A 19,890-nucleotide genomic window follows, 5' to 3' on the forward strand; every position below is an offset into this window, starting at 1 on the left:
CGCGCCTCTCCTTCGGAAGCCCGAGGATGTGGTCGGCGACGATTCCGCGCTGCACTTCTGCTGTGCCGCCCATGATGGTCGCGGCGCGTGAGTACCACCACTCCGCACGTGCCGTGTCCAGTTCGGCTTCTCGATTGACGCCCGGTGGGCTGCCCGCCAGCAGATAATCTCGTGCGACGTCCAGGATGAGGTCGTTGACCTCTCTCTCGGCTCTGCTGCACAACAGTTTGTCTATGCTGCTTTCGGGACCCACAGGTTCGCAGGCCGCGAGTTTGCGCACCGTCGTCGCGGCACGGGCTTGGGCGGCTATCACGTCGACGTAGACGCGGGCGAACCGCTCACGCTGCGAGGCAGTTGCGTTGCTGGTGACCATGTACTCCCTGAGCCGTCCCAACTCGGTGAGCACCTTGTTCAAGACGGCATAGCCGTACATTCCCCGCTCGTACTGCATCAGGAACATCGTCACGGCCCAACCTTTGTCGACGTCGCCGACCAGCCGCTCGCGGGGCACGCGTACGTCGTCGAAATACATCTCGGCAAGCTCGCGTCGGCCGCTGGCCAATGCGATCGGCCGGATGGTCAGGCCGGGGGTATCGGTGTCGATCAACAACATGGTCAAACCCCGGTGGCGGCTTTCCGGCGACCCGGTACGCACGAGCACACAGACTCGTTTGGCCGTCCCGCCCTGGCTGGTCCAGATCTTCTGACCGTTGACGACGAAGCCGCCGGCACCGTCGTCGGCCGCTCGCGTCCGTAGGGACGCGAGGTCGCTGCCGGACTCGGGCTCCGAGAAGCCCTGCCCCCACCATTCCGAGCCATCGAGGTAGCCGGGTAGGTACTCCGCAGCCAGCTGCGGTGCGAATTCGAGCACAGCCGGGCCCATCACTTCCAGCGTCCACGCCTGGGCTGGGATGGGCAGCATGGCGTGGCCGAGTTCCTCGAAGTAGACGGCCCTGTGCACCTCATTGCCGCCGAAGCCGCCTGCCGCCTCGGGCCACCCGTACCGATTCCAGCCGTCCGCATGCAGCCGTGCCATCACAGAGGCGTCATGCTCGAGGCCCTGCTCGGCTGTCATACTCGCAGCCGATCGCCACTGCTCCGCGCAGTCCAGCGTGCGCAGGTACTCCCGGAGATCCTGGCGGTACTCTGCGACCTGCGACAGGTAGGCGTCTCGGCGGCCGTCGCTGACGCCGTTGTTGACAGGGAACGACACCGCTACCTCTTCGCTACTCCTGGACCCTGCCCCGGGGGGATGAATCCGCTAAACAATTATCTATAACGGGTACACTAACGCACGACTTCAACTTCGCCATAGGGAGCGCCAATGACGGCATCACCGGTCGCAGCAACAACGGTCCAGTTCAACCCGGAAAGCCGGCTCTATATCGACGGAGAACTACGCGAAGCGTCGACCGGTAAGACCGCCGACAACATCAACCCGGCCACCGAGGAAGTGCTCGGGGTGACCGCCGATGCGGATGCCGAGGACATCGACGAGGCCATCGCCGCCGCGCGGCGCGCCTTCGACACCACCGACTGGTCGACGAACCACGAGTTCCGTCAGCGCTGCCTCATGCAGTTGCACGAGGCGCTGCAGGAGGAGAAAGAGGACGCACGCGCGGAGCTGGTTGCCGAGGCAGGCGCCCCGCTGGGCATGACCTACATCGCACAGCTGGACTGGCCGCTGGCCGATGCGGTTCGCTGGCCTGCACAGCACATCTCGGACTTCGCCTGGGAGCGGATGCTCGACGTGGACGCCAAGATGGGCGAGCCCTACAACCGCGTGGTGGTCAAGGAGCCGATGGGCGTCGTCGGCGCGATCACGCCATGGAATTTCCCGGTCGAGATCATCTCCAACAAGGTGGGCCAGGTCCTGGCCACCGGCAACACAATGGTGCTCAAGCCGGCCATCGAGACGCCGTGGAGCGCGCTGCGCTGGGGTCGCATCATCGCCGAGAAGACCGACATTCCAGCGGGTGTCGTCAACATCGTCACCGCGTCCGACAACGACGTGGCCCAGCGGCTGGTCACCGATCCGCGGGTGGACATGATCTCCTTCACCGGCTCGACCGCGGTAGGTGAACTGATCGGCCGACTGTCGGCCGCGACCATGAAGCGCAACCTGATGGAGTTGGGCGGCAAGTCTGTATACCTGCTACTCGAGGACGCCGACCTTGCCACGACCGTCCCCGGGTGCATCGGCGCACTGATGCATTCGGGTCAGGGCTGCGCGCTCACCACGCGAATGTTGGTGCCGCGCGATCGGTATGACGAGGCGGTTGAGCTGGCTACGGCCACCTTCGCGTCGGTAGCCGTCGGCGATCCGACCGACCCCGCCAACTTCTGCGGCCCACTCGTCTCGGCCAAGCAGCGCGACCGGGTGCTGGGCTACATAGAGGTGGCCAAGGAACAGGGCGCCCGTGTGACGGTTGGCGGTGGAAAGCCCGAGGGACTCGACCGCGGGTACTTCGTTGCGCCAACGGTCCTGGCCGACGTCGCACCCGACCATCGCGTCTTCCAGGAGGAGATCTTCGGTCCCGTCATCACGATCACGCCCTACGACGGCGGTGACGACGGTGCGGTCGAGATGGCCAACAACTCGATCTACGGATTGGCGGGCACCATCCTGGGTTCCAACGAGCGCGCGATGGCCGTGGCGCGCCGCATCCGTACCGGGTCGGTGTGCATCAACAGCGGCATCTTCTACGGCGCCGACGCACCCTTCGGCGGCTACAAGATGAGCGGGCTCGGCAGGCAGAACGGAATCGAGGGCTTCGAACAGCACCTGCAGACCAAGGTCATTGCCTACCCCCTGGAGTCGGTGTGAGCGACATCCTGAGCGGTATCCGCGTTGTCGAACTCGCGGCGTGGACGTTCGTCCCGGCGGCGGGGGCCGTGCTGGCCGACTGGGGCGCCGACGTGATCAAGGTCGAGCACCCCGAAACGGGTGATCCGCAGCGCGGGCTCATCAGTTCCGGACTCGTCACGGGCGCAGGGGGAGTCAACCACTTCATCGAGCAACCCAACCGCGGCAAGCGCAGCATCGGACTCGACACGTCCACTCCCGAAGGACTCGAGCTCTTGATGAAGCTGATCGAGACCGCCGACGTGTTCGTCACCAACCTGCTGCCGGATTCCCGTCAGCGGATGGGCATTGACGTCGAGCAGGTCCGGGCGCGCAACCCGAAGATCATCTACGCCAGGGGGCACGGCTATGGCACCAAGGGCGACCTGGCATCTCAAGGTGGTTTCGACCTCGCGGCGTACTGGGCGCGCGGCGGCATCGGCGAAGGGTATGCCGCAGGCGACGGCTCGTATCCGCCGATCCAGCGGCCGGCCTTCGGCGACTCCTACGGCGGGCTGGCCATCGCAGGCGGAATCGCCGCGGCACTGGTGAAGCGGGAGCGCACCGGCGAGCCGTCGGTGGTGGACGTCTCCCTGCTCAACGCGGCCATCTGGCAGTTGGGCCCCGACATCGTCGGCTCGGGTGTCACGGGCCAGGACATCCCGAAGTTCAACCTCGACGAGATGCCCAACCCCGCGGCCAGCATCTATAAGACTCGCGACAGCCGGTTCATCGCATTCGTGCTGCTGCAGGCCGACCGGTTCTGGGCCGACTTCTGCACGCGCGTGGGACGGCCCGACCTCAACGACGACGAGCGGTTCGCCAACGCGGCGGTGCGGTTCGAGAACCGCAAGGATTGCATTGCCGAGCTGCGGAAAGCTTTTGCCGCAGAGGATCTCTCGCACTGGGAGAAGGCATTCGCCGGATTCGACGGGGTTTGGGACGTCATGCGGACCGCTCACGAGTTGCACGCCGATCCCCAGGTGATCAAGAACGGCTATCTGCCTCGGGTGACGAATGCCGACAACAACGAGTTCGCGCTTGCCGCCAGCCCCGTGCAGTTCGACGAGACACCGCTGGACCTGACCTGCGCTCCCGGGCATGGCGAACACACCGACGCGCTGCTGGCCGAACTGGGTTACAACGAGGACGAGATCATCGACTTCAAAATCAAGTCGGTTGTGCTGTAGTGGTTTTGGAGCAGCTGGCCCGGCGGTTCCTGCACGTCAATCTGAACTGCGACTCGCTCGATGCGACCGAGGGACTGTACGTGGACAAACTCGGGCTCTCCGCGCGGATGCGAACGGACCCCGAGGTGGCTACAGACGGCTCCATTCTCGGGCTTGACGGTGAAACCTTCTGCGCTACATCGTTTCTCTACGATTCCCGCGGTGGCCGGGGCGGCTGCGCGCTGGAGGCGATCGAGTATCGCAGCCCGACGCTGAAGCGCGACCCCAGCAGTGATCCGGCACGCCCCGGCATCAGATCGACATTGATGACCGTAGGGGACCTGGAAGACACGGTAAGCAAGCTGCGCGAAGCGGGTGTCACCGTCGGCGATCCCATCGACGGTCTGATCTCCGGCACGAAATCGGTGCTGGCGTCCGACCCCGACGGCGCGGTGATCGAACTCGCCGAGAGTGCGCCCGATGTCAAAGCCTCCGACGGCGCGCTGTTCGGCGGCATACGCATTTCGGCGATCAATGCGGTGGCCACCGGAGAGTTCCTGACCGCGATCGGATTCGCCGAGGTGGAAGCGCCGACCCTGATGAACCTCGCCGGTGACCAACTGGCCCCGGGTGGATCGTCCGATGCGGTGGAATGTGTGGTGTCGCGCTACGCCGTACCGGAGGACGCCCACCAGTTCAGCCTCGTCGTCGTGCAGCATCCGGAGACTCGAAGCCAGGATCCGGTGCCGTGGGGCGGCAATCATCAGGGGCTGTACCGATGTGCGATGCGGGTCGACAGCGCTGAGCAAGCGCTCGCCGCCGTACCGGATTCCGTTGAGGTGATGGGAGATCCGGTCTGGTGTCCGCTGCCGGGCACGAAGATCGATGGCCTCTACATTGCGTTCGTGCGTTCACCTGACGGCGTGGTTTTCGAGTTCGTCGAACGCCCGCTCGCACACTTCACCGGCTAGCAGGCGGACCCGGATGCAACAGTTATCAGGCAAGGTGGCGCTGGTCACCGGCGCGGCGCGAGGCCAGGGACGTAGCCACGCCGTAGCGCTGGCCGACGAAGGTGCTGACATCATCGCGGTCGATATCGCCGCAGACATCGAATCGATTCCTTACGCGTTGGGAACCAAAGAAGATCTCGACGAGACCGCTCAGCTGATTCGGGACACCGGCCGTCGGGCTGCAACCTATGTCACCGATGTACGCCACCTCGGTGAGCTGCAGGCGTGCGTGCAGGCGGGGATCGCCGAACTCGGGGACATCGACATCGTCGTGGCCAATGCCGGTGTGGTCGCAACCGGCCGGACCGACCCGTTCGACGAACAGGTGTATCGGGACATCGTCGAAACCAATTTGTTCGGCACGTGGAACACGATCGTGGCCGCGGTGCCTTCGATCATCCGTAAAGGACGTGGTGGATCGATCATCTTGACCAGTTCGACACAGGGATTGGTGGGCCGCGGTGGTGATGGTTCGGCGGCGGCATTCGGCTACGCCTCGTCCAAACACGGCGTTGTCGGCCTGATGCGGTCGGCGGCATACGCCTACGCGGAGCACAACATCCGGGTCAACACGGTGCATCCCACCGGGGTGGCGACTCCCATGGTGCTCAACGAACACATGGGCCGGGTCTTCCAGGAGAATCCGTCGGCGCCGAAACTCGCCACCAATCTGCTGCCCGTCCCGTTCATCGAGGCTCAGGACGTCACGAATGTGGTGGTATGGCTAGCGAGCGACAAGGCGCGTTACGTGACCGGCGCGACGCTGCCGGTCGATGCCGGATACACCGCGTTGTAGCGGGCGCAATGACACAAGCAGCAGGGCTGATCGAATTCCTCCACCACAACCGCCGGGCCTTCCTCTTCTGCCGCGACGAGTCGGGGCGGCCGATCGGCTACGCGATGCAATCCGTCGGATGCGATCTCACGAGCCTGTACTTCTCGACGTATACCAACAGCCCGAAAGTGAAGCACCTGCGTGCAGATCCTGCAGCTGTCTGCATCGTGCTGAGCGGGCAGGACGTCATGGATCAGCCGTGGGTGTCGCTGCGCGGTAGCGCCGAGGTCTATCTCCCCGCCGTCGATGAGATCGATGAAATGATCGGTGCCGGAACGCCTGACGGGCGCGTGCCCCACGCTGTGGTCGCCAAGGTGCGCGATCGGCTGATCAGTGGCAAGCGCTGCTTCATCCGATTGGTGATCGAAGAGGTGTGTGCGCATGTCACGTGAGCGCAGACGCGGCCCGGTTGCCATGTCGGCGGACGAACTGGCCTCGTTTCTCGAACAGCGACCGACGGGGGCGATCTGTGTGACCGACTCCGCCGGTCGGCTGGTGGCCTTGCCCGCAGCGGTTCTTGGCCAGGAGGGCAACACGCTGAAGATCGAGATCGATGGCCTCGACGCGCCGCTCGTCCCGGGCACGGCTGCATGTGTCGTCGCCGACCGTTTTCCTTCTTACGAGGCGATACGTGGGATCATCACACAAGGTTCGATCACGTCTGCTCGACAGACGGAGGCGTCGCGTCCGATCGTCGCGGTCGCGGTCGCGCGCACGGTGACCTTCTCTTTCGCGCGAGCAGACGCAAACTCGCACGAATAGGGCACTGAAAGTGCGATTTTGCGTCTGCTCGCGGGAGGGGTCACTTCTTCGGCAGGGGCCCCGCGAGGCCGCGCGGTGAGGTGCCGTACAGCCAGCTGACCGCCTGGCCGATCTCGGAGAACTGCAGCGAGGCACCGTCTTTGGCGTCGTAGCGAGCTGGCGCTTCGGTGAAGCCCTCGATGCGACTCAGCGTGGCCCCGTTGACGCGCAGGATCTGGCCGGTCAGCCACGATGACGCCGACGACTGCAGCCAGGCCACGACGTCCGAACTGCGCGCCGGATCAAGGGCGGGGTCGTCCGCCTTCCCGCCACTGAAGAAGTCCTCACTGATGCGGGTGACGGCCAGCGGCGAAATCGCGTTCACCGTAACCCCGTAGCGGCCTGCTTCCATCGCGGTCACGACGGTCAGGTTGGCGATGGCCGCCTTGGCGGCACCGTAGGCGCTCTGGCCGACATTGCCCCACAGCCCCGCGCCCGACACGGTGTTCACGATGCGCGCATCGATCTGATTGCCGGCCTTGGCTTGTGCACGCCAGTACTCGCAGGCGTGTTTGGTGACGGCGAACGTGCCCTTGAGGTGAACCGCGATCACCGCGTCCCAGTCGTCCTCGGTTGACGTAGCCACCATCGCGTCGCGGACGATGCCTGCGTTGTTGACCACTCCGGTGAGCGTCCCGAACGCCTCGACCGCCGTCCCGATCATGTCGGCGACGTCGTCCCAGGACGAGACGGATCCTGTGTGCGACAAAGCCTTCCCACCCGCCGCCTCGATCTCGGCGACCACGTCGGCTGCGGGGCCCGCCCCGTCGCCGGCAGTGCCGTCGCGACTCACACCCGGATCGTTGACCACGACCGAGGCACCTTGAGCGGACAACGCCAGGCAGTGTCCCCGCCCGATGCCGCGTCCGCCGCCGGTGACCAGGACGACACGTCCGGAAAGTGGTCCAGTCATTGCACTCCTTACTGAAACAGCGTGGCGATGAGCCGACGTCGCTGCGGCCAATCCGCCCCGCGCAGGTCCGCATGCCCGGATTCGGTGACGATCAGGTCGACATCATGGGCTGGGGTGGACACCGGGCGACTCAACTGATCGACCAGAGGCGAGCGCCCGTTGACCGTCGTCGGGACCGCGATGATCGAAAGGCCGCCGTGGCTCATTCGGCCTGCCGCGCAGTAGTCGGGATGTCCACCGATGCCCCCGACCACCTTCTCTCCGCGGCCCTCGACGTTGACCTGGCCGAACGGGTCGATTTCGATGGCAGTGTTGACTGCGACGAACGGCTCGCCCCTCGACAGTCGCGAAAGGTCGTGCGTGTAATCGATGCCGCGCAGGATCGGTTTGCCGTCTGCCCAGTCGTAGAGCACTTCCGATCCGAACAGGTAAGTGGCCGAAGGCATGTCGATCAGCATTCCGCGCTTGTCAAGGTCGACCACCGCGTCGGTGAGCATGCCGGTGTCGATGCGCAGCGGCACCGCGGCACGCCGTAGCAGTGCGGTTCCCAGTTGGCCGGGTCCGTACTGCAGCCGGGAGCGCTCGGGCACGAAACTCAGTACCGCGTCGGCGAGAGTGTCGTGGATTGGTTCGGGGTCCTTCTGCGGCATGCATGCCGGTCCGTCGCTGCTGCGGCCGCACACGTGCACGGCCGCCGAATCCAGCGGCGGACCCGCGTCGGCGCACGGCGAGGTGTCATCGACGACGGCGAGCACCGGCACGCCGGCATCCACGAGTCCCCGTTGCCACGAAACCTCAGTGCCGAAATGCAAACGCCCGGCGCGTTCGACGACTCGGGTCACGAGCACGTCGGGGCGCAGCACTCCGGTCAGCAGTGAAGGTATTGCGCTGAGTCGGGTCGGTACGAATCGCGCTGTCGGGCTCGCCAATACGGTCCGCACACCCCAACCCGGCATCAACGCGACGGTCTCGGCGAAGGCGTCGGCTTCGATACCGTCGAGCGACGTCGGTAACCACCCCAGCATCAGCCGCACCGAGCCGACATCGCGGGCGAGCGCCGAGATGACCGCCCCCACCGACGTGCCGTCATCGAGGCAGCGCAATGCGCCGACGCCGTCTCCGATGGCGATGGTGCCGCCTGGGCGCACTCGTGCCTGCAGCGCCGCGGCGAGCTGCGTCGAGATCGACGTTCTGGCGCTCGCTACTCGCACTTTTGCGCCCAAACGTTGGTTTGGGCGAGACGGTCGAGCGCTCACCGTGGCTCTTTGGGGAGTCCCAGCACCCGTTCACCCAGAATGTTGCGCTGAATCTCGCTGGTGCCGCCGAGAATGGTCTGGGCGCGACCGACGAGCATGTGTTGGACGAGTTCGTTGTCCGCGGGATCGGCACACGCATCCGTGCCCAGCACCTCGGTGGCAAGATCGCCCAGATCGCGGTCGGTCTCCGAGGTCATCAACTTGAGCACGGAAAATGCCGACGACGACGTGTCGCCGGCGTCGATGGCACGTTGCCAGGTGAACCGCAGCAGCCACATCCGCGCCCACAGCTTGGTCATCGACCGCGCCAGTACCGGATCCAGCAGATCGTGATCACGGGCCGCGTCGACCATCCGTTCGTGAAGCCGGAACATCCCGACCGCCTGCGAACCGAGCGTCAGCCTCTCGCGTCCCAGCGTCATGATCGCGACGGCCCAACCCTGATCGACTTCGCCGATCAGTGCGTCGTCGCCCAACTCGGCGTCATCGAAGAAAACCTCGTTGAACTTGCTCTCGCCGTCCATCTGCGTCAGCGGCCGCACGCTGACACCCGGCGTGTCCATCGGAATGACGAACATCGACAGGCCGCGGTGTTTGTCGGGCCCCGTACGGGCGAGCAGCAAACCGTAGTCGGCGGAGTTCGCCGCGGAACTCCAGACTTTCTGCCCGTTGATCCGCCAGCCGGTCGGCGTTCGTTCTGCCTTGGTGCGGACGCCCGCGAGGTCGGAGCCGGCGCCCGGTTCGGAGAACAACTGCGTCCAGATGTCGTCCCCGAGCCGAATGGGTTCCAGGTATCGCGACTTCTGCTCGTCGGTGCCGAATTTGATCAGGACGGGACCGACCAGATCGACGCCGGTGATGCCGAGCTGGCGCGGGACGCCGGCGCGTGCGCACTCTTCGGCGAAGATCGCCTGGTAGGCGACCGACGCGTCGGCACCGCCGTACTCCGCGGGCCAGTGCAGGCAGACGTACCCGTGTTCCGCGAGGTATCTGTGCCAGGCCCGGCCGGGCTCGACGTCGGCGGACGTCGGCGTCGGCCCGTAGTTACGCAGATCCGCCGGTCTGGGCGCGTTCTCCAGGAACGCGCGGATCTGCGACCGAAGTGCGGCGGTGTCTTCGGCGCCCTCGGCGGCTACCGACACATCACTTCCCGTCGCGGTAGTCGGTGTACTCGTCGCGCACGGACTCCATCGCGTTGAGCCGCCGCTCCAGCAGCATGATCTCCGGATCGTCGGCGTTCGCCGCCGTCAACTGGTCCAGTCGGGCCCGGGTGCGACCGATTTCGTCGACGAGACGCTCTCGCGCCTCGTCCTTGGTCAACAAATCCTGGTCCGTCCAGTCCGAAACCGGAAGCTGCTCGATCCTGTCCATAGCCTCTGGGTCTTCTCGCCCCGTCACCTGCCCACCGTTACGCCGCTCGCGGGAAGTTGTAGAACCCGCGGGCGTTCAGCTCGACCATTTGATGCACCTCGTCATCGGGCACATCCTTCAACGCTTCCGCGGCACGGTCGCGGCTGTTCGGCCAGAACGAGTCGGAATGCGGATAGTCGCATTCCCAGGTGATCCGGTCCACGCCCACCGCGTGCCGCACGCCCACGCCGAAGTCGTCTTCGATGAAACAGCCGTGGAAGTGCTTCTTCCACAGATATGACGGCTCGTGGTCCTGATTGACGTTGTTGTAGAACCGGTGCTTGCGCCACACGCTGTCGGCCCGTTCGAGGATGTAGGGGATCCAGCCGATGCCGCCCTCGGACAACCCGATCTTGAGGTCGGGATGTCGGTAGAGCGTGTGCGAGAACAACCAGTCGGTAAGCGCGGTCATCGACATCGTGCCCATCAGCGTGACGAACACCGCGAACGGGGCGTCCGGGGCGATCGGCGGTGGGAATCCGCCGGAGCCGAAATGTTGGGCCAGAACGAGTCCCGTCTCCTCCATCGCCGACAGCAGCGGATCCCAGTGATCGGAGTGCACCGACGGCAGCCCCAGCTTGTCCGGCAGGTCGGGGAAGGTGACGCATTTGGCGCCCTTGGCGGCGACCCGGTGAATCTCCTTGACGCTGGCATCCAGATCCCAGAACGGCAGCATCGCAACGGGGATGAAGCGGTCCGGTGCGGTAGCCGCCCACTCGTCGAGATGGAAGTCGTTCCACGCCGCCGAACACAGTTTGGCCAGTTCCTTGTCCTCGCCCTCCGCGAAGACCGCACCGGCGAAACGGGGGAACGATGGGAAACATGTCATCGCCTGCACACCGTCGATGTCCATGTCGGCGACGCGGGCCTTCGGGTCGTAGCAGCCCGGGATCATGTCGTCGTAACGGACCGGCTCGATTCCGTACTCCTCGGGTTTCTTGCCCGCCACCGCATTCAGACCGATGTACGGGTAGATGCGGCCCTCGTAGTCCCAGACCTGACACATCTGACCGGTGTCCGGACGCTCCCACTCGATGATCTTCGGCCCGGCCTCCAGGTACTTCTTGGGGAGCCGGTCGCTCCACACCTTGGGGTGTTCGATCAGATGATCGTCAACGGAAATCAATTCCATGTACGGCTGCAACGGCACAGGTGCCTCCTCATATGGCTGCGGTCATCATCGAGTAAAACATAAAAACATTTAGTTATTTAGAAGTGATTCTAGTCACCGGCCCATATGCCAGCAAGCGGGTGTCCAGGACGGCGGAACATGCTGGTCACAGCAGCTTTCTCCGGATGGCGAGCCGGTCCCAGTGCTGTCCAGGGCCGCCGAACAACACTTCGTCGGTGCGGGCCCGGCGGAGATAAAGATGCGCGGAGTCTTCCCATGTGAAACCGATGCCGCCATGGATCTGCACATTGGCGTGCGCCGCGTCGCGCAACGCTTCCGAGCACACCGCTTTGGCCATGCTGGCGCGCCAGTCGGATTCGCCTGCCATCTCTTTCGCGTCAGCGTCCACAGACTCCAACGCCGCCGCCGACGCCGATCGTGCCCACTCCAGATTGACCAGCATGTCGGCGCACCTGTGCTTGACGGCCTGGAAGCTGCCTATCGCGCGGTCGAATTGCACACGGGTGCGGGCGTATTCGGTGGCAATCTCCAACACCCGCTCACACGCGCCGACCTGCTCGGCCGACAGCACCGCCAGCGCCAGGTCGACGTTGCGCTCGATGATGTCGTCGACGGGGCCGTCGCTGCTCAGCTTCAGCGCGGGCGCGCCGGTGAAGGCGAGGGTCGCCATCGGCCGCGTGCCGTCCAGAACGCGCTCCGCATCGACGGCAACGCCGTCTGTGGCCGGGTCGATCAGGAACAAGGCCAGTTCGCCGTTGGTCGTCGCCACCACGACCAGATCGTCGGCGGTCGTGCCGTTGAGCACATGGCGGACAACGCCGTCGACGGTCCAGGAGTCGTGGCCCTCGGTGGCAGTCAGGGTCACCGCGGTGCGACGCCACAGCCCGCCGTCGCCGGTGATCGCGGCCGCGGCGGTGCGTCGACCTTCGAGCAGCCCGGAGAAGCGCTGCTCCGCACCACCGTCGAGACCCTGCAGGTCCAGCAGGAGGCCGGTGGCGAGCACCGTCGACGCCACGAACGGCACCGGCGCCAGGACACGGCCCAGTTCGTGGGCGACCACTCCCAACGCGGATGCGCCGTAGCCTGCTCCGCCAAGGTGCTCCGGCAGGCCGATGGCGGCCACCCCCACCTGGCTGCAGAGCACCTCCCACAGCGCGCCATCGAAGCCGCCCCGCGCGTCCTCCGGATCGTCATAGGCCACCGCACGGACGCGCTCTTGCGACGCGAACTTCTCGCACGCGGCACGCACAGAGCGCGCAAGCTCGTCGCGTTCGTCGACGGACAACACCGTAATCGTTGTGCTCCTCGCGTCCGCCGTATTCTTTCTGCTCCTCGCGTCCGCAGTATTCTTTCTGCTCCTCGCGTCCGCCGTCATTGGCTTCCTCCCGAAATGAGTTGCGCCAATTCGGCTTTCGCAACCTTGCCGAGGCCGGTCAGCGGGAACTCGTCGACAAAGTGCAGTCGCTCCGGCCATTTCTGTTTCATCAGGCCGCGCTCGTCGAGAAAAGCGCACAGTTCGTGGAGCGTGACGTCGCGATGTCGTGCGGACCGCCGCACGACCGCGCACACCATCTCCCCGCGCAGCTCATCTGGCCGCCCCAGCACCGCGACTTCGTCGACGAGCGGATGCGCCAGCAGCTCGTTCTCCACCTCATCGGGGGCGATGTTCTCGCCCTTGCGGATGATCAGATCCTTGACCCGGCCGGTGATCACGATGCGCCCGTCCGGCCGCAGGCACCCGCGGTCCCCGGTGCGGAACCAACCGTCGGGGGTCGTCGCCAGCGCCCATTGGTCGGCGTCGACGTAGCCCGGGGTCAGATTGGCGCCGCGCAACTCGATCTCTCCTATCGCGCTGACGCGGACCTCGGATCCCGGAATCGGGCGACCGGAACTGTTGCTCTGTTGTTCTTCCGTATCGGTGGCCGGACTGACGCACACCATCGCCGCCTCCGTCATGCCGTAGGCGTGCACGATCGGGACGCCCATCCGCTCGCGCACCTGCTTGTGCAGCTCCGGCGGGCATGCTGCGCCCCCGCCGATCAGCATGCGAAGCGAGGGAATGAGCGGCTCGCGGCTGCCGCTCGCCGACTGTGCCGAGAGAAGCATCTGATAGAAGGCGGTACTCGCGCCGGTGACCGTCACGCCGTGCTCGGCCAGCAGCCGCGGGAGGGTGTCGGCGTCGACCTTGGGCACCATCAACACCGGGAAATCGGCGGCCAGCGCGCTGGCCAGATAGACCATCCCGCCGATGTGCGCAATGGGAAAGGCGATCGTGCCAACCTCGTCGGAGTGCTGACCCAGGCCCAGGTACTCCGCGTATCCGCGACTGGCGGCCAGCAGCGTCGCATCCGAGTGCCGCACACCCTTCGGGCGGCCGGTGGTGCCCGAGGTGAAGTAGATCCACCGCGCGTCGTGCGCCGAGGGGTGTCGGTCCAATTCGGGTTGCACACTCGCAGGAATGGTCCGCAGCTGCTCGACGAAATCGTCCGGCAGCGTGATGGCGCGCACCCCAGGTGGCACGTTTACGGCCGTCGATTCGTCGACGATGAGGATATCGGCGTCAGCGACCTCGAGCGCCGCGCAGACTTCTCGCTGTCGGTAGATGTGAAGGACAGGCGCCTGGGTCACGGCGCTGCGGGCCAGTGCGAGCATCAGCAGCGCTGCCGAGCTGTGAGACGGCAGCTGCCACGCGACGGTCGTCCCCGGCCGTACGCCGGCTTTCCATAGCCACCGAGTGCCCGCGGCGGACAGCGCGGCGGCTTGGGCCACGGTCAGCGTCGTGCCGCCGCAGTCGCGCAACAGCGGTCGATCCGGCCGGTCCGCTGCGGACTCGTCGACCAGCCCCTCGACGGTGTCAGCCGTCACGGCACGACCTCCTCCGTCGGATCCTAAGCTATAAACATTTAACCAATTCCGCGTCGGCTACTCCAACTTTTCAGCGAATAGCCCGTCACCCCTTCACAAAGGCGCCGATCACCTCGGCTGACTCCTCCGGACGGTCCAGCATCACGTAGGTCGAGCTGTCCTCGATGGTGCGCACGACGGCGTTGGGGAACGTCTCGGCGAGGCGGTGGGCGTGAGCCGGCGGAAACATCTTGTCGTCGGTACCCCACGCCATCAGCACCGGCTTGTCCCAACGCTTCAACGCCTCCACCGCCGCCATGGTGTGACTGGGCTTCAGGTCGGCGGTGAACCTCGCGGCCTCGCGGCGCACAGGGGCCGAGGTCAGGAAGCCGCCGAAGATCGCGGGGCGGCGCGCAGCGTCGATGCCGTGGCGGGTCACGGCCGACGAGAACACCTTCAGGCCCGGTGACGTGGTCAGCCCCTTCAGCACGATCGCGCCCAGCGCTTGGCTGAGCGCACACAACCGTACGATCGGCGCGAAGGCGCTCGGCGGAAAGTGTTCGAAGCTATCGCAATTGGTGAAAACCAGCTTCGACACCCGGTCCCAGTCGAGAGTCGGGTTCCCCAGCGAGGCGAGCACGATCCCGCCACCGGTGTCGTTGGCCACCAGCGTGACGTCGGACAGATCGAGTGCTTCGAGGAGGCCGACGATCAACGTGCCCGACGCGACGACGCTGAGATCGACGTGGGCACCGACCGGTTCGGTCTGAGCACCGAACGGCAGCGTCGGGGCGATACAGCGATGGCTGTCGGACAGCCGGTCCACCACGTCCTGCCACAGCCGTCCGGTGACGTACGCGCCGTGGATGAACACCACCACCGGCCCCGAACCCGCATCCGTGTAATCGATTTCGACATCGCCGACGGCGACCGAGGCCACCGGTCAGCCTTTGCGCGGACCCGGGGTGAACTTCACCGGCAGCTCCCGCACGGCGTACACCTCGCCCGCATCCTCGAACATTTTCGGCTCGCCCGCGAGTTCGAAGTCCGGCAACCGCTTCAAAACCTGCGTCACCATGACGTCGAACATCATCTTGGCGTAGTGGGACCCGAGGCAGCGGTGCATCCCGACCCCAAACGCCATCTGTTTCTTGGCATTCGGGCGGGACAGATCCAGTTTGTCGGGGTCGTCGAACATCGCCGGGTCGCGGTTGGCCGCCGCCCACATCAGGATCGCCCTGTCGCCCTTGCACAACGGCTGGCCGTGGAATTCGGCGTCTCGCGAGACCGTTCGGGCCAGGCCGAGGGTGGGGGTATAAAGCCGTAGCAGTTCGTCGGTGCCTTTCTTGACCAGGCCTGGATCGTCGATGAACTGTTGACGCAGTCCGGGATCCCGGCACAACTGCAGCAGCACGTTGCCGGTGAACCCGCTGGTGGTGTCCATGCCGCCCAGCATCATGAGCACGGTGTACATGGTGATCTGGCCGTCGTCGAGTGGCTTGCCGTTCAGTGTCCCGCGAAGGATGTCGCTGAACAGATCGTCGCCGAGGCCCTCCGCCCGTCGCTCCTCCATGTGCTTGACGATCTCGCCGAACATCTCCATACCGGCCATGCCGGCCTTCTCTGGGTCGTGGGCGCGATCGTGCACGGTGCTGTGCACCCAGCTCACCCAATCCATATGCCGCGACTCATCGAACTTCAGCAGCCGCAGGATCAACCGGGCAGGCAGCGGCGTGGTCAACTCGCCGACGAGATCGCATTCGCCGCGCTCGATGAAGTCGTCGATGGCCTCGTCGGTCATTTCGATCGCGGATTCGCGGAATCGCTCCGCCGCGCCCGGCGAGAACCGCTTGAGGGTGACCTCGCGCAGCTCCTGGGTCTCCGGCGGGTCCGACTCGATGGGCAGGATCGGCAGCGGCAGCTCGCTGGCGGGTACGCCGACGGACGGGAACGAGTTGAACAAATCGTCGTCGCGGGCGGCTTCGAACACCGATGCGTAGTCGGCCAGCGCCCAGAATCCCTCATAATGATTGGAATGTGCTACTGGACAACCTGATTCGCGCATTTCGCGGAATCTGCCGTACGGGTCTTCACGGAATTCGGGAGAATGGTGGTCGAGGTCCACCTCGGCGCGGCGCCGGGCTTCCGCCTGAGTGTCTGTCATTGGCACTACTCCCTTTCGTCGGGCTATCTGGAGAGGATCGCGACCGCAGCGGTACCCGGCGCGCCGTACAGCTGCGCCAGCGCCACCCGCGGATCGTTGGGTACCTGCCGATCGCCTGCTGTACCGCGTAGCTGGTGGACCAATTCGAACACCTGCCGCAGTCCGGAGGCGCCGACCGGCTCGCCGTTGGCCAGCAGGCCGCCGTCGGTGTTGATCGGCAGCCTGCCGCCGATCTGGGTGGCGCCGTCGGCGAGCAGCGCCTCCTGTTCGCCGTCCTTGCACAACATCGTCTCGGCCATGTGAATGACTTCGGAGCCGGCGTCGGTGTCCTGCAGCTGCGCGACGTCGATGTCCTCCGGGCCAATGCCCGCGGTCTCATAAGCGGCTTTGGCGGCCTCGGCGGTGGTGCCGGGAACGATGGGTAGCTCGATGGAGGTGCGCAGCAGTTCGTAGGCGCCCTCGCGGCGGCTGCGCAGCGCGGTCGAGCGCAGATAGATCGGGGTGTCGGTGTACTTCTTTGCCGCATCGGCCCGGCAGACCACCACCGCCGCGGCGCCCTCGTTGGGATTGCAGTACATGTACTGCCGCAGTGGCGCGTTCACGACCGGTGAAGCCAGGACGGCCTCCTCGCTCATCGGCTTGCGGCGCCAGGCGTTGGGGTTCTTGGCGCCGTTGTCGAAGTTCTTGGCGGCGACACGGGCGAGCGTCTGGTCGGTGATGCCGTGGTCGTGCATGTACCGCATGATCTTGGTGCCGAAGTAGTGAGTGGTCAGGAACATGCCCTGGTCGCCGTACCACCGCGGCAAGCCCGACACCGACGGATCGGCACCGAATGCGCCGCGCGGATGCTTGTCCAGCCCGACCCCGACCGCGATCTCCGCCTCGCCGAGCGCGACGTCTCGCGCTGCCAACGTCAGCAGCGAGTTGCCCGTCGCGCAACCGCTCAGCGTGGCACGCGCGGGCACGCCCGTCATGCCGACCAGGCCGGTGATCGCCTCCGGGTTGGCCACTTCCAGGCTGCCCGCATAGACGCTGCCCACGTCGGAGAAGCTCACCCCGGCATCGCGCAATGCCCTGCTGATCGCCACGGCGCCCATTTCCAGCGCCGACCGGTCCTCGTATCGCCCGAACGGGTGCAATCCGACACCGATGATCGCGATATCGGGCGTGCTGCTCATTGCGCTCCTTCTGGCATCTGTGCGCGATCAGGGAGCCGGTCACGGCCAGGTGCGCGGTGATTTGACGTCCGTAAGTCTATAACTATATACCTGATTCTCAGGCCGGAGTCTACAATCGGCCTACTCGCGAGTGAAGGCTGAGGCGTTGAGCATTTCGTTGTTGCTGGAGATGGCCGTGTCCGAAGACCCCGACCGGGTTGCCGTGGTGGACGGTGCCCGTCGGTTGACCATCGGAGAGCTCAGCGAACTGGCCGACGGCGCAGCCGGGGTGATCACCGCGTCGGGCGTCGAGCATGTCGCATATGTCGGCTCGGGCGGAATCATGGCGCCGCTGCTGATCTTCGGCTCAGCGCGCGCAGGGCGGGCGTACACACCTATCAACTATCGGTTGAGTCCCGACGGCATCCAGGAGTTGATCGGACGGCTGCCGAATCCCCTGGTCGTCGTCGACGCTCGCTACCGGGACATGGTGGGCGACGTCGGCAAGCGGGGGATGGATTCCGGCGATTTCCTGGCCGCGGCGCGCACTGCAGAACCGGCCGCGGAGTTCGCTGATCCCGATGACGTGGCGATCGTCCTCTTCACTTCTGGCACGACGTCGAAACCTAAAGCGGTCGAATTGACGCACGGGAACCTGACCAGCTACATCACCGGCACAGTCGACTTCGGTTCGGCCGAGACCGGCGACGCGGCACTGATCTGCGTGCCCCCGTATCACATCGCCGGTGTCAACGCGGCGATATCGAACCTCTATGCCGGCCGAAAAATGGTGTACCTGGCCAATTTCGAGGCCCACGAGTGGGTGCGCCTCGTCGCAGACGAAAAGGTGACCACCGCGACCGTCGTGCCGACCATGCTCGACCGCATCGTCACCGCGCTCGAGCGGGAGCCGATTGGACTGCCCGTGCTGCGCAACCTGGCCTACGGCGGGTCGAAGGTGGGGCTTCCGTTGGTGCGGAAGGCATTGGACCTGTTGCCGCACGTCGGGTTCGTGAACGCCTACGGCCTGACCGAAACCAGCTCGACCATCGCAGTGCTGACCCCCGACGACCACCGCGAGGCGCACGGCAATCCCGACGAGACCGTCGCCAAGCGCCTCGGCTCGGTCGGGCGGCCGGTGCCCGGGATCGAGGTGCAGATCCGCGACGAGAACGGCGGTGTCCTGCCGCCGGGCGAGCCAGGTGAGCTTTACGTGCGTGGCGAGCAGGTTTCCGGCACATACACCGGCATCGGATCGGTGCTGGACGACGAAGGCTGGTTTCCCACCAAGGACATCGCGACGCTCGACGAGGCGGGCTACCTGTTCATCACCGGGCGCTCCGACGACACCATCATCCGCGGTGGCGAGAACATCGCGCCTGCCGAGCTCGAGGATGTCCTCATCGAGCATCCGCATGTGCACGAGGTGGCCGTGGTCGGTGTGGCGGATCCGCAGTGGGGTCAGGCGATCGTCGCCGTGGTGGTTCCCACGCAGGGCGCCGATCCAACTCCCGAGGAACTGCGCGAGTACGCTCGGAAATTCCTGCGAGGATCGCGGACCCCGGACCGCGTCGTGTTTCGTGACGAGTTGCCGACGAATGCGACGGGCAAACTGCTGCGGCGAGAGATCGTCGACAGCCTTCGCGATGCGAAAGCCGAAAAGTAAAGGAACGCACCATGATCAAGAACGGCACGAGGCTCAAGAGCCAGGTGTGCGATGCCCAGGTCATCGTCGTGAAGGCGGCCGACAGCCTCGACGAGCTGCGGTGTGGCGGCAAGCCGATGTTGCCTCTGGACGCCGAGAACGCCTCGGATGCCGGCCTGGATCCCGACTTCTCCGACGGGGCGGTGATGGGCAAACGCTACGTCGACGAGGGCGGCGCAGAGGTGCTGGTGACCAAAGCGGGAGCCGGCACGTTGAGCATCGGGTCGACCGCGTTGACGCTGAAAGAAGCCAAGCCGCTGCCCGCCAGCGATTGATCAGCCACTGGCGTCGGCGTCTGTCTCGACGAGTGCCTGTAGCTCGCGACGGACAATCTTGCCCGTGCTGCTGCGGGGCAGATCGTCGAGCACTGCGATCGTCCGCGGCACTTTGTAGTTGGCCAGGTTGTCGCGCACATGCTCCTTGAGTGTCTCCGGCGTGGCGGAGGCACCTTCGGAGAGCACGACGAATGCCGCCAGCCGCTGGCCGTATTTTTCGTCGTCGACGCCGAGCACAGCCGCCTCGGACACCTCTGGATGTGCAGCCAGCGTCTTCTCCACCTCGATCGGGTAGATGTTCTCGCCGCCCGAGACGATCATCTCGTCGTCGCGACCGTCGACGAACAGGCGCCCGGCAGCATCGAAGTGCCCGA

The 19,890-nt window shown here is 65.6% G+C and carries 20 protein-coding genes; 8 read left to right on the forward strand and 12 right to left on the reverse strand.

Annotated elements, in window-relative coordinates; genetic code table 11:
* Positions 1-1,162 (reverse strand): acyl-CoA dehydrogenase family protein (locus QOC76_RS20280; RefSeq protein ID WP_526359729.1); only part of this gene is annotated, 1,162 nt, incomplete at its 3' end.
* A 162-nt stretch (positions 1,163-1,324) separates the two neighbouring features.
* Here QOC76_RS20280 and QOC76_RS20285 point away from each other — a divergent pair.
* The 6 genes from QOC76_RS20285 (at position 1,325) to QOC76_RS20310 (ending at position 6,621) form a co-directional block, all read left to right on the forward strand.
* The gene (locus QOC76_RS20285; protein ID WP_526359693.1) at positions 1,325-2,827 is read left to right on the forward strand and encodes an aldehyde dehydrogenase family protein; all 1,503 of its coding nucleotides are present in this window, start codon (positions 1,325-1,327) and stop codon (positions 2,825-2,827) included.
* Positions 2,824-4,035: a CaiB/BaiF CoA transferase family protein gene (locus QOC76_RS20290; protein WP_526359695.1), complete on the forward strand. Its 1,212-nt coding sequence runs from the start codon at positions 2,824-2,826 to the stop codon at positions 4,033-4,035. Before QOC76_RS20285 ends, QOC76_RS20290 begins: the two co-directional genes overlap by 4 nt.
* A complete protein-coding gene (locus QOC76_RS20295) occupies positions 4,035-4,985 on the forward strand; it encodes a VOC family protein (RefSeq protein ID WP_526359697.1) in 951 nt (316 codons plus the stop codon). Before QOC76_RS20290 ends, QOC76_RS20295 begins: the two co-directional genes overlap by 1 nt.
* 13 nt (positions 4,986-4,998) lie before the next feature.
* A complete protein-coding gene (locus QOC76_RS20300) occupies positions 4,999-5,820 on the forward strand; it encodes a mycofactocin-coupled SDR family oxidoreductase (protein WP_526359699.1) in 822 nt (273 codons plus the stop codon).
* Between the two features lie 8 nt (positions 5,821-5,828).
* Positions 5,829-6,251, forward strand: a complete 423-nt coding sequence (locus QOC76_RS20305) for a pyridoxamine 5'-phosphate oxidase family protein (protein WP_526359701.1) — start codon at positions 5,829-5,831, stop codon at positions 6,249-6,251.
* A 79-nt stretch (positions 6,252-6,330) separates the two neighbouring features.
* On the forward strand, positions 6,331-6,621 hold the full coding sequence (locus tag QOC76_RS20310) for a hypothetical protein (RefSeq protein ID WP_526359703.1): 291 nt from the start codon (positions 6,331-6,333) through the stop codon (positions 6,619-6,621).
* Positions 6,622-6,661: 40 nt separating this feature from the next.
* Here QOC76_RS20310 and QOC76_RS20315 read toward each other — a convergent pair whose 3' ends face one another.
* The 10 genes from QOC76_RS20315 to QOC76_RS20360 form a co-directional block, all read right to left on the reverse strand.
* On the reverse strand, positions 6,662-7,573 hold the full coding sequence (locus tag QOC76_RS20315) for an SDR family NAD(P)-dependent oxidoreductase (RefSeq protein ID WP_526359705.1): 912 nt from the start codon (positions 7,571-7,573) through the stop codon (positions 6,662-6,664).
* A gap of 8 nt (positions 7,574-7,581) precedes the next feature.
* Positions 7,582-8,784 (reverse strand): acetyl-CoA hydrolase/transferase C-terminal domain-containing protein, encoded by a 1,203-nt coding sequence (locus tag QOC76_RS20320; RefSeq protein WP_526359707.1) that lies wholly within the window; start codon positions 8,782-8,784, stop codon positions 7,582-7,584.
* 41 nt (positions 8,785-8,825) lie between these two features.
* Positions 8,826-9,971, reverse strand: coding sequence for an acyl-CoA dehydrogenase family protein (locus QOC76_RS20325; RefSeq protein ID WP_526359709.1), 1,146 nt, complete (start codon positions 9,969-9,971; stop codon positions 8,826-8,828).
* Position 9,972: 1 nt separating this feature from the next.
* Positions 9,973-10,227, reverse strand: a complete 255-nt coding sequence (locus tag QOC76_RS20330; RefSeq protein ID WP_526359711.1) for a hypothetical protein — start codon at positions 10,225-10,227, stop codon at positions 9,973-9,975.
* Between the two features lie 10 nt (positions 10,228-10,237).
* The gene (locus QOC76_RS20335) at positions 10,238-11,389 is read right to left on the reverse strand and encodes an amidohydrolase family protein (RefSeq protein WP_526359713.1); all 1,152 of its coding nucleotides are present in this window, start codon (positions 11,387-11,389) and stop codon (positions 10,238-10,240) included.
* Between the two features lie 127 nt (positions 11,390-11,516).
* Complete coding sequence (locus tag QOC76_RS20340; RefSeq protein WP_526359731.1) at positions 11,517-12,665, reverse strand: acyl-CoA dehydrogenase family protein; 1,149 nt, start codon at positions 12,663-12,665, stop codon at positions 11,517-11,519.
* Between the two features lie 77 nt (positions 12,666-12,742).
* Entirely contained in the window at positions 12,743-14,236 is a 1,494-nt protein-coding gene (locus QOC76_RS20345) for a class I adenylate-forming enzyme family protein (protein ID WP_526359715.1), read from the reverse strand.
* An 85-nt stretch (positions 14,237-14,321) separates the two neighbouring features.
* Entirely contained in the window at positions 14,322-15,155 is an 834-nt protein-coding gene (locus QOC76_RS20350) for an alpha/beta fold hydrolase (RefSeq protein WP_526359717.1), read from the reverse strand.
* Positions 15,156-15,158: 3 nt separating this feature from the next.
* Positions 15,159-16,379 (reverse strand): cytochrome P450, encoded by a 1,221-nt coding sequence (locus tag QOC76_RS20355; protein ID WP_526359719.1) that lies wholly within the window; start codon positions 16,377-16,379, stop codon positions 15,159-15,161.
* Between the two features lie 23 nt (positions 16,380-16,402).
* Positions 16,403-17,557 (reverse strand): thiolase family protein, encoded by a 1,155-nt coding sequence (locus QOC76_RS20360; RefSeq protein WP_526359721.1) that lies wholly within the window; start codon positions 17,555-17,557, stop codon positions 16,403-16,405.
* Positions 17,558-17,702: 145 nt separating this feature from the next.
* Between QOC76_RS20360 and QOC76_RS20365 the strand changes: the two genes are divergently transcribed.
* On the forward strand, positions 17,703-19,202 hold the full coding sequence (locus QOC76_RS20365) for a class I adenylate-forming enzyme family protein (protein ID WP_526359723.1): 1,500 nt from the start codon (positions 17,703-17,705) through the stop codon (positions 19,200-19,202).
* 11 nt (positions 19,203-19,213) lie between these two features.
* Entirely contained in the window at positions 19,214-19,516 is a 303-nt protein-coding gene (locus QOC76_RS20370) for a hypothetical protein (protein ID WP_526359725.1), read from the forward strand.
* Here QOC76_RS20370 and QOC76_RS20375 read toward each other — a convergent pair.
* On the reverse strand, positions 19,517-19,890 hold a 374-nt coding region (locus QOC76_RS20375; RefSeq protein WP_526359727.1), incomplete at its 5' end, for a class I adenylate-forming enzyme family protein.

The organism is Mycobacterium sp. (assembly GCF_032159565.1).
Lineage (GTDB): Bacteria > Actinomycetota > Actinomycetes > Mycobacteriales > Mycobacteriaceae > Mycobacterium.